This window comes from Roseateles sp., from assembly GCF_036486225.1.
In the GTDB taxonomy this organism is placed as follows: Bacteria; Pseudomonadota; Gammaproteobacteria; order Burkholderiales; family Burkholderiaceae_C; genus Roseateles.
Genome location: NZ_DASVNZ010000196.1, coordinates 1 through 8,732, shown reverse-complemented (window position 1 = coordinate 8,732; position 8,732 = coordinate 1). Strand labels below are relative to the sequence as shown.

At 69.7% G+C, this 8,732-nt stretch carries 7 protein-coding genes; 6 read left to right on the top strand and 1 reads right to left on the bottom strand.

All coding sequences use genetic code 11. The features are described from left to right. The first annotated feature begins 412 nt into the window (after positions 1-412). Genes VF536_RS13700 through VF536_RS13675 form a run of 6 tightly spaced genes read left to right on the top strand, consistent with a single transcriptional unit; the run spans position 413 to position 7,713 of the window. On the top strand, positions 413-2,509 hold the full coding sequence (locus tag VF536_RS13700; RefSeq protein WP_331615409.1) for a 3-hydroxyacyl-CoA dehydrogenase NAD-binding domain-containing protein: 2,097 nt from the start codon (positions 413-415) through the stop codon (positions 2,507-2,509). Between the two features lie 28 nt (positions 2,510-2,537). Then, positions 2,538-3,713, top strand: coding sequence for an acetyl-CoA C-acyltransferase (locus VF536_RS13695; protein WP_331615408.1), 1,176 nt, complete (start codon positions 2,538-2,540; stop codon positions 3,711-3,713). An 8-nt stretch (positions 3,714-3,721) separates the two neighbouring features. Then, the gene (locus tag VF536_RS13690) at positions 3,722-4,561 is read left to right on the top strand and encodes a hypothetical protein (RefSeq protein WP_331615407.1); all 840 of its coding nucleotides are present in this window, start codon (positions 3,722-3,724) and stop codon (positions 4,559-4,561) included. A 42-nt stretch (positions 4,562-4,603) separates the two neighbouring features. Then, positions 4,604-6,424, top strand: coding sequence for an acyl-CoA dehydrogenase (locus tag VF536_RS13685; protein ID WP_331615406.1), 1,821 nt, complete (start codon positions 4,604-4,606; stop codon positions 6,422-6,424). Between the two features lie 20 nt (positions 6,425-6,444). Then, positions 6,445-7,236 carry an SDR family oxidoreductase gene (locus VF536_RS13680; RefSeq protein WP_331615405.1) on the top strand — a complete coding sequence of 264 codons (792 nt, stop codon included), beginning with the start codon at positions 6,445-6,447 and terminating at the stop codon, positions 7,234-7,236. Positions 7,237-7,260: 24 nt separating this feature from the next. Further along, positions 7,261-7,713, top strand: a complete 453-nt coding sequence (locus VF536_RS13675; protein WP_331615404.1) for a PaaI family thioesterase — start codon at positions 7,261-7,263, stop codon at positions 7,711-7,713. Between the two features lie 2 nt (positions 7,714-7,715). Here VF536_RS13675 and VF536_RS13670 read toward each other — a convergent pair. Continuing rightward, positions 7,716-8,732 (bottom strand): hypothetical protein (locus VF536_RS13670; protein ID WP_331615403.1); only part of this gene is annotated, 1,017 nt, incomplete at its 5' end.

Genomic DNA, 8,732 nt, shown 5'->3' with positions numbered 1-8,732 from the left:
CCGCGCTGAGCCGCCAGGACCGCGCCCGCGAGCGCACCGCCGAAGGCGGCTTCGCCCGGACCGAGATCCAGGAAGACGCCGGCGACGGTCCCAACTCGCGCGGCTTCATGCCGACGCAGCTGGACAAGCCGTTCTGAACCTGCCGTTCTGATCCTGCTGCACTGACCTTGCTGCAATGACCGTGCGGCCCGCCTGGGCCGGCCGATCTGCACCCCCTCGCCGCGAGCTGCCGATCCGTGAGTCGCACCTCCGGCGCCACCCCCGCAATACCCCCCGTATCGCCCTGTCACAGCAGAGACAAGCGGCGTGGCTCGGCGCTGCCTAGAATCGAACGATCGTTCTTTTCGCTGGCGGCCTCCGGGGGACACTCGGCCGCGGCGAGTCGACTCTTTCAGCATCGGAAGGAACAAGCATGGGTGCCAGCTACGAAGTCCGCGGTCAGGTCGCGGTGATCACGCTCAACAATCCGCCGGTCAACGGCCTGGGCCACGCCACGCGGCTGGCCGTCGCCGACGGCATCGAGCAGGCGGAGAACGATCCCGCCATCAAGGCCGTCGTCATCACCGGCGCCGGCAAGGCCTTCTCCGGCGGCGCCGACATCCGCGAGTTCGGCTCGCCCAAGGCGCTGGCCGAACCCAACCTGGGTTCGCTGATCAACCGCGTCGAGTCGTGCACCAAGCCGGTCGTCGCCGCGATCCACAGCGTCGCCATGGGCGGCGGCCTGGAACTGGCGCTGGGCTGCCACTACCGCGTCACCGCGCCCGGCGCCAAGATCGCGCTGCCGGAAGTGAAGCTGGGCCTGCTGCCCGGCGCCGGCGGCACGCAGCGCCTGCCGCGCGCGCTGGGCGTCGAACCCGCGCTCAACATGATCGTCAGCGGCGAGCCGGTCGCCAGCGAACTGCTCGCGCAGGTCCCCGGCCAGGTGCTGTTCCAGAAGGTCATCGACGGCGACCTGATCGACGGCGCCGTGCAGTTCGCCATGAGCATCGCCGACAAGCGCCCGCTGCCGCGCGTGCGCGACATCAAGGCCCAGCATCCCGAAGCCCAGGCCTACTTCCAGTTCGCGCGCAACACCGTCGGCGCGATGTCCAAGAACTTCCCCGCGCCGCTGCAGTGCGTGGAGACCGTCGCCAACGCGGTGGCCCTGAAGTTCGAGGACGGCATGCGCGCCGAGCGCGACGCCTTCCAGCAGCTGATGCTGACGCCCGAGTCCAAGGCGCTGCGCCACGCCTTCTTCGCCGAACGCGCCGCCTCCAAGATCCCCGACGTGCCCGAGGACACGCCGCTGCGCAAGGTCGAGCAGGTCGCCATCATCGGCGCCGGCACGATGGGCGGCGGCATTGCGATGAACTTCCTGAACGCCGGCATCCCGGTGACGATCCTCGAGATGAAGCAGGAGGCGCTGGACCGCGGCGTCGCCACCATCCGCAAGAACTACGAGGCGCAGGTCAAGAAGGGCAAGCTCAAGGAAGACCGCTACGCCCAGCGCATGAGCCTGCTGGGCACCACGCTGAGCTACGCGGAGATCGGCAACGCGGACCTGGTCATCGAGGCCGTCTTCGAGGACATCGGCGTCAAGGAGCAGGTCTTCAAGCAGCTCGACGCGGTGATGAAGCCCGGCGCGATCCTGGCCAGCAACACCTCGACGCTGGACGTCGACAAGATCGCGGCCTTCACCAAGCGCCCGCAGGACGTCATCGGCACCCACTTCTTCAGCCCGGCCAACGTGATGAAGCTGCTGGAGGTGGTGCGCGGCGCGGCCACCGCCAAGGACGTGCTGGCCACCGTGATGGCGCTGGGCAAGAAGATCCGCAAGACCTGCGTGGTCTCCGGCGTCTGCGACGGCTTCATCGGCAACCGCATGATCGAGCAGTACAGCCGCCAGGCCGGCTTCCTGCTGGAGGAGGGCTGCACGCCGCAGCAGGTGGACAAGGCGCTGGAGCGCTTCGGCTTCGCGATGGGCCCGTTCCGCATGGGCGACCTGGCCGGCAACGACGTGGGCTGGTACATCCGCAAGCGCCGCTACCTGGAGAAGCCGGACCTGCGCTACTCCAAGACCGCCGACCTGCTGTGCGAGATGGGCCGCTTCGGCCAGAAGACCGGCGCGGGCTGGTACGACTACCTGCCGGGCAAGCGCGACGCGATCCCGTCGAAGACGGTGCTGGAGATGATCGACATGCACCGCTCGGCGCTGGGCATCACGCCGCGCAAGATCAGCGACGAGGAGATCGTGCAGCGCCTGGTCTTCGCCCTGGTCAACGAGGGCGCCAAGATCCTGGAGGAGGGCATCGCCCTGCGCGCCTCCGACATCGACATGGTCTACCTGACCGGCTACGGCTTCCCGCTGCACCGCGGCGGCCCGATGTGCTACGCCGACACGGTCGGCCTCTACAACGTGGTGCAGGCGATGAAGCGCTTCGCCAAGAACCCGCTGGACGACGGCAGGTTCTGGGAGCCCGCGCCGCTGCTGCAGCGCCTGGCCGACCAGGGCAAGGGCTTCAACGACTGACCCCCGCGGACCGCATCAGGAGAAAAGAATGAGCAAGGCATTGATCGTTTCCACGGCCCGCACCCCGCTCGCCAAGAGCTGGAAGGGTTCGTTCAACATGACCCACGGCGCGACGCTGGGCGGCCACGTGGTGCGCGCGGCGCTGGAGCGCGCCGGCATCGAAGGCGGCGAGGTCGAGGACGTCCTCATGGGCTGCGCCACGCCCGAGGGCGCCACCGGCGGCAACATCGCGCGCCAGATCGCGCTGCGCGCCGGCCTGCCGGTGAGCGTCTCCGGACAGACCGTCAACCGGTTCTGCTCCAGCGGCCTGCAGACCATCGCGACCGCGGCGCAGCGCATCATCGCGGGCGAGGCGGACGTGTTCGTCGCCGGCGGCGTGGAGAGCATCTCCTGCGTCCAGAACGAGGCCAACCGCCACATGGGCCACGAGAGCTGGCTGTCGGCGCACAAGCCCGAGATCTACTGGTCCATGCTGCAGACGGCCGAGAACGTCGCCCAGCGCTACAAGATCCCGAAGGAGCGCATGGACCGCTACGGCGCGGCCAGCCAGCAGCGCGCCTGCGCCGCGCAGGCCGAAGGCCTGTTCAACGCCGAGATCGTGCCCATCACCGTGATGGCCGGTATCGCCGACAAGGTGCGCGGCATGACGACGAAGGAAGTCACCGTCGGCGTCGACGAAGGCCTGCGCGTCGGCACCACCTACGAGAGCATCAAGGACATCCGCACGGCGATCCCCGGCGGCGTGGTGACGGCGGGCAACGCCAGCCAGTTCAGCGACGGCGCCGGCGCCTGCGCGATCGTCAGCGAGGCCTATGCCGAGAAGAAGGGCCTCAAGCCGCTGGGCCGTTTCCTCGGTTTCGCCGTGGCCGGCTGCGAGCCCGACGAGATGGGCATCGGCCCGGTCTTCGCCGTGCCCAAGGTGCTCAAGCGCCTGGGCCTGAAGGTCTCGGACATCGACCTGTGGGAACTCAACGAGGCTTTCGCCGTGCAGGTGCTGTACTGCGCGGACAAGCTCGGCATCCCCATGGACAAGCTGAACGTCAACGGCGGCGCGATCGCCATCGGCCATCCGTACGGCGTGTCGGGCCAGCGCCTGACCGGCCATGCGCTGATCGAGGGCAAGCGCCGCGGCGCCAAGCGCGTCTGCGTCACGATGTGCATCGGCGGCGGCATGGGCGCCGCCGGCGTGTTCGAGGTCCTGTGAGCCGGCGCATGGTGAAAGTCGCCGCGTCGTGTGCGGCGGCTGGCGCAATGGGCGTGCTGCTGGCGCTGGTCGCCGCGCCCGCCGGTGCCACCGGTCGCAAGGAGCCGCCCAGCGAGGTGGAGGAGCAGGCCGTCGCCGGCATCCACGACGCGCTGCGTGCGGGCGATTGCGCCCTGGTGGCCAGCCGGCTCAATGACGGCCTCAAGCGCAAGTACCCCTCGGTCTATCTGCTGGCCGGGACCCTGTACGAGCAGGGCCTGTGCTTGAAGCGGGACTGGGACCGCGCCGCGCGCCTGTTCGAGCAGGCCAACGACGCGGGCGAGCCGCAGGGTCGGCAACGCATGATCGCCGGCCTGGCCGAAGGCGGCCGGGACCGCGCCGCGGCGATGTACTGGGCGCTGGAGGATCCGTCGGGACTGCCCGAGGAATGCCAGGCCGGCCGCGAACTGCGCAACGAGCCCGAAGCCTATGTGGCGCAACTGCGCCGCTGGCCCGCGGGGCGCCTCGATGCCTGCGTGTACCTGGTGGGGGTCGTGAACGCGATCTCCGGCGAGATCGAGTACCCCAGCGTCGGCACCGCCTACGCGGTCTATGGCCGCTACCGGATGGCCTTCAATCCGGCGACGGCCACCGTCGAGTGGGAGGAGCTGGAGCTGCGCCTGGGCACCATGACGGGCGCGATGAGCGGCGACGACGTGCGCGACCGCGACAGCGGCCGTGTCAAGCAGACGCTGCGCAATGCCCTCCAGGAGACCAGCCACCGGGCGCTGAAGCGTTTCACCAGGCCGGCGGGCGTGCCGGCGTCGTGGCGCCTCCAGCGCGATTTCGCGTTCAACCTCCACGGCTGAGCGCGCCACGCGCCCGGCCTTGACGCCAACCAGGAGGGCGCGATGCGCCAGACCCTCGACTTCCTGCTCTACGACTGGCTGAAGGTGCAGGACCTCGGCCGGCGCGAGCGCTTCTCGGAGCACGCGCGGGAGACCTTCGACGCGGTGCTCGACACCTGCGAGAAGATCGCCCGCGAGAAGTTCGCGCCGTTCAACCGCCTGGCCGACACCGAGGAGCCGCGTTTCGACGGCGAGCGCGTGCACCTGCCCCAGGCGACGCACGAGGCGCTCGCCGCCTACGTCGGCTCCGGCATGCTGGCCGCCGCGCAGGACTACGAGCACGGCGGCATGCAGCTGCCCTGCGTGGTCGAGATGGCCGCCAACTGCTTCTTCAGCAAGGCCAGCGTGTCCCTGGGCGGCTACGCGATGCTGACCAACGGCAATGCCAACCTGCTGATGGCGCACGGCACGGACACGCAGCGCGAGGTCTTCGCGATGAACGAGCTCTCCGGACGCTGGTTCGGCACCATGTGCCTGTCGGAGCCGCAGGCGGGGTCGTCGCTGTCGGACGTGGCCACGCGCGCCGACGCCGATGGCGCCGACTTCGAGGCGGATCCGCTCGGCCCGCGCTATCGCCTCACCGGCAACAAGATGTGGATCTCGGGCGGCGAGCACGAGATCACCGAGAACATCGTCCACCTCGTGCTGGCGAAGATCCCCGGCCCCGACGGCAAGCCGCTGCCGGGCACCAAGGGCATCTCGCTGTTCATCGTGCCCAAGCACCTCGTCGACCCGCAGGGGCAACTCACCGGCGAGCGCAACGACGTGGCGCTGGCGGGCCTGAACCACAAGCTCGGGTATCGCGGCACGACCAACTGCTTGCTCAACTTCGGCGAAGGGCGCCAGACGCCGCGCGGGAAGAAGGGCGCGATCGGCTACCTCGTCGGCAAGCCCGGCGACGGCCTGCGGCAGATGTTCCACATGATGAACGAGGCCCGCATCGGCGTCGGCCTGGGCGCGGTGATGCTCGGTTACGCGGGCTACGAGGCGAGCCTCGAATACGCGCGGCAGCGTCCGCAAGGCCGACCGGTCACGACCGCCGGCGTCAAGGACGCGGCGAGGCCTCAGGCGCTGATCATCGAGCACGCCGACGTCAAGCGCATGCTGCTGGCGCAGAAGAGCTTCGTCGAGGGCGGGCTGGCGCTCGAGCTGTTCTGCGCGCGGCTGGTCGATGAACAGCACACGGGTTCGGAGGACGAGGTCGCTGCGGCGAAACGGCTGCTGGAAGTCCTGATCCCCATCGCCAAGAGCTGGCCCAGCGAGTGGTGCCTGGAGGCGAACTCGCTGGCGATCCAGGTGCTGGGCGGCTACGGCTACACGCGCGATTTCCCGGTGGAGCAGTACTGGCGCGACAACCGCCTGAACATGATCCACGAGGGCACGCACGGCATCCAGGCGCTGGACCTGCTGGGCCGCAAGGTCGTGATGGACGGCGGACAGGCGCTGATGGCGCTGGCCGCGCGCATCAGCGACACCGCGCAGCGCGCCGGCCAGGTGCCGGGTCTTGCCGAAGCGGCGAACGAGCTCGGCGCGGCGCTGGCCGCGGTCGGCGGCGCGACGAAGAAAGCCTGGTCCACCGGCGAGCCGGAAGCGGCGCTCGCCAACGCGACGCCTTATCTGCAGGCCTTCGGGCACACGGTGCTGGCGTGGATCTGGCTGGATGTGGCGCTCGCGCTCGACGGCCGGGACGATGACTTCGCCCACGGCAAGCGCGCCGCGCAGCGCTACTTCTTCGCCTACGAACTTCCAAAGATCCACGCCTGGCTGGGCGTGGTCGCGCGGCGCGAGGCACTGACTCGCGAGATGCGCGACGAATGGTTCTGAACCACATCAAGGAGACGACGATGAGCAGCAAGGTGCAAGACCTCTTCGACCTGACCGGCCAGGTGGCGCTGGTGACCGGCGGATCCCGCGGCCTGGGCCTGCAGATCGCCGAGGCGCTCGGCGAGGCCGGCGCGACGCTGATGCTGAGTTCGCGCAAGGCCGCCGACCTGGAAGAGGCCGTTGCGCATCTGAAGGCGCGCGGCATCGCGGCGCAGTTCGTGGCGGCCGACGCGTCCGACGAGGCGCAGGCGCGCGGCATCGTCGAGCAGACGCTCGCGAAGCTGGGCAGGATCGACATCCTGGTCAACAACGCCGGCGCGACCTGGGGCGCCCCCGCCGAGGACCATCCGGTCGAGGCCTGGGACAAGGTGATGGACCTCAACATCCGCAGCCTGTTCGTGATGAGCCAGGAGGTCGCGAAGCGCAGCATGATCCCGCGCAAGTCGGGCCGCATCATCAACGTCGCTTCGATCGCCGGCCTGGGCGGCAACAGCGGTTTGATGAAGACCATCGCCTACAACACCAGCAAGGGTGCGGCGGTGAACTTCACCCGCGCGCTGGCCGGCGAGTGGGGCGTCCACGGCATCACCGTCAACGCGCTGGCGCCGGGCTTCTTCCCCAGCAAGATGACCAAGGGCCTGATGGCCGCGATCGGCGAGGACAAGCTCGCCGAGCACGCCCCGCTCAAGCGCATCGGCGATGATGAGGACCTCAAGGGCGCCGCCCTGCTGTTCGCGAGCCGCGCCGGGAAACACATCACCGGGCAGATCCTCGCGGTCGACGGCGGCGTGTCCGCCGTCCACGGCAGCTGATCCCGCCGCAATCCTTCCCGTCCCATGTCCGAGCCGCTGAAGTTCCCCGTCCACATCCCCTTCGTCCAGCAACTGGGCTTCGAGCTGACCCGCATCGACGAGGGCGAAGCCGAGCTGCGGGTCGACATCCGTGAGCTGCACCTGAACTCGTGGGAGGTGGCGCATGGCGGCGTGCTGATGACGCTGCTGGACGTGGCGATGGCGCATGCGGCGCGCAGCGTGCACCGCGACCAGCCGGGCTTCGGGCCCGGCGTGGTGACGGTGGAGATGAAGACCAGCTTCATGCGCCCCGGCGAGGGCGCGTTGCGCGCGGTCGGCCGGCTGCTGCACCGCTCGACCACGATGGCGTTCTGCGACGGCTCGGTCTACGGCGAGGACGGCAAGCTCTGCGCCCACGCCACCGGGACCTTCAAGTACCTGAAGGCGCTGCCCGGGAAGGGCCGCAGCCTCAAGGCGCTGCAGCGGACCGAGGACTGAGGTCAGGCCCCATGGCCGCGCGAACGGCGCGGCAGCGCCGGCGAGGCGCTGCTGGTTTCGGCGACCAGCATCCGCACGGCATCCAGTGCGCGTTCCAGATGGCGGACCGTCTCCGGCGTGACGTGCAAGCCCGCGCGCGGTGGCCGCATGGCCAGCGCCGCCGTGGCAACCATCCACGAGCTCCGTTCGTGGGCCTTCAGATCCGCCGCCGAGACCTGTCGCAGGGCTCTCGCGAGGGCCTCCGCGTCCCCGGCGGACATGGCACAGCGTGGGTGCTGGCCTTCATTGCCGGCATGGGTCCGGGCCCAGGTGCTGAGCGTGCGCAGCGCTCGCAGGGCCGTTTCCACGTCCTCGGCACCCACGCGCAAACGGGAGGGCATCGGCAATCCTTCGATCAGCTCGCGCTGGCGAAGGGCCGCCCGCCCGGTCACCGGTTGGTTGGCGTAGATCGGCTCCGGCGCGACATCGGCGGCGGATGCGCGGTCTGCAATGACATAGTCGCTGTCGGTCTCTCCCGGCCTTCCAGACGCAACGCCGGCGCGATGCGCAGCGTCACGCGGGCCGACAAGGAGCGGACCGGGCGCCTCGTAGCCCCCGTCGGTCGAGTGGCGGGGGACGTCCCGCGCTTTACCCTGGCGCCGAGGCGGCACGTCGTAGATCGATTCAGGGCGGCTCGGCGGTGTGTCGTAGATCGATTCGTCGCGGCGCGGCGGCACGTGGCCATTCGTTGAAGCGGCGCTGGTCCGATCCGGCGCGGCAGGTATCGACGACGTCTCCAGCCGCGTCCTGAGCAACTGCGCGACGGGCCGCGGCGACATGGCCTGCTCGACCGCCTTCATCAGCGACTTCGGCTCGAGATCACGCGCGCCGACCTCGTGCATCAACCGCAGCGCGACGCTGGGGGGGCAGTCCTGTGCCAGCACCAAGGTGTGCGTGGGCCCTCGCAGGCGCAACAACAGGCTGACCGGCAACTGCTCCAGGAGTCGCGGCATCGCCGACGACAGGTCCAGCGTCTCCGG

Bases quoted from the DNA above. Each gene is read 5' to 3' on its own strand.
- VF536_RS13675 (WP_331615404.1), top strand. From the start codon at position 7,261: ATGTCCGAGCCGCTGAAGTTCCCCGTCCACATCCCCTTCGTCCAGCAA.
- VF536_RS13680 (WP_331615405.1), top strand. From the start codon at position 6,445: ATGAGCAGCAAGGTGCAAGACCTCTTCGACCTGACCGGCCAGGTGGCG.
- VF536_RS13690 (WP_331615407.1), top strand. From the start codon at position 3,722: ATGGTGAAAGTCGCCGCGTCGTGTGCGGCGGCTGGCGCAATGGGCGTG.
- VF536_RS13700 (WP_331615409.1), top strand. From the start codon at position 413: ATGGGTGCCAGCTACGAAGTCCGCGGTCAGGTCGCGGTGATCACGCTC.
- VF536_RS13685 (WP_331615406.1), top strand. From the start codon at position 4,604: ATGCGCCAGACCCTCGACTTCCTGCTCTACGACTGGCTGAAGGTGCAG.
- VF536_RS13695 (WP_331615408.1), top strand. From the start codon at position 2,538: ATGAGCAAGGCATTGATCGTTTCCACGGCCCGCACCCCGCTCGCCAAG.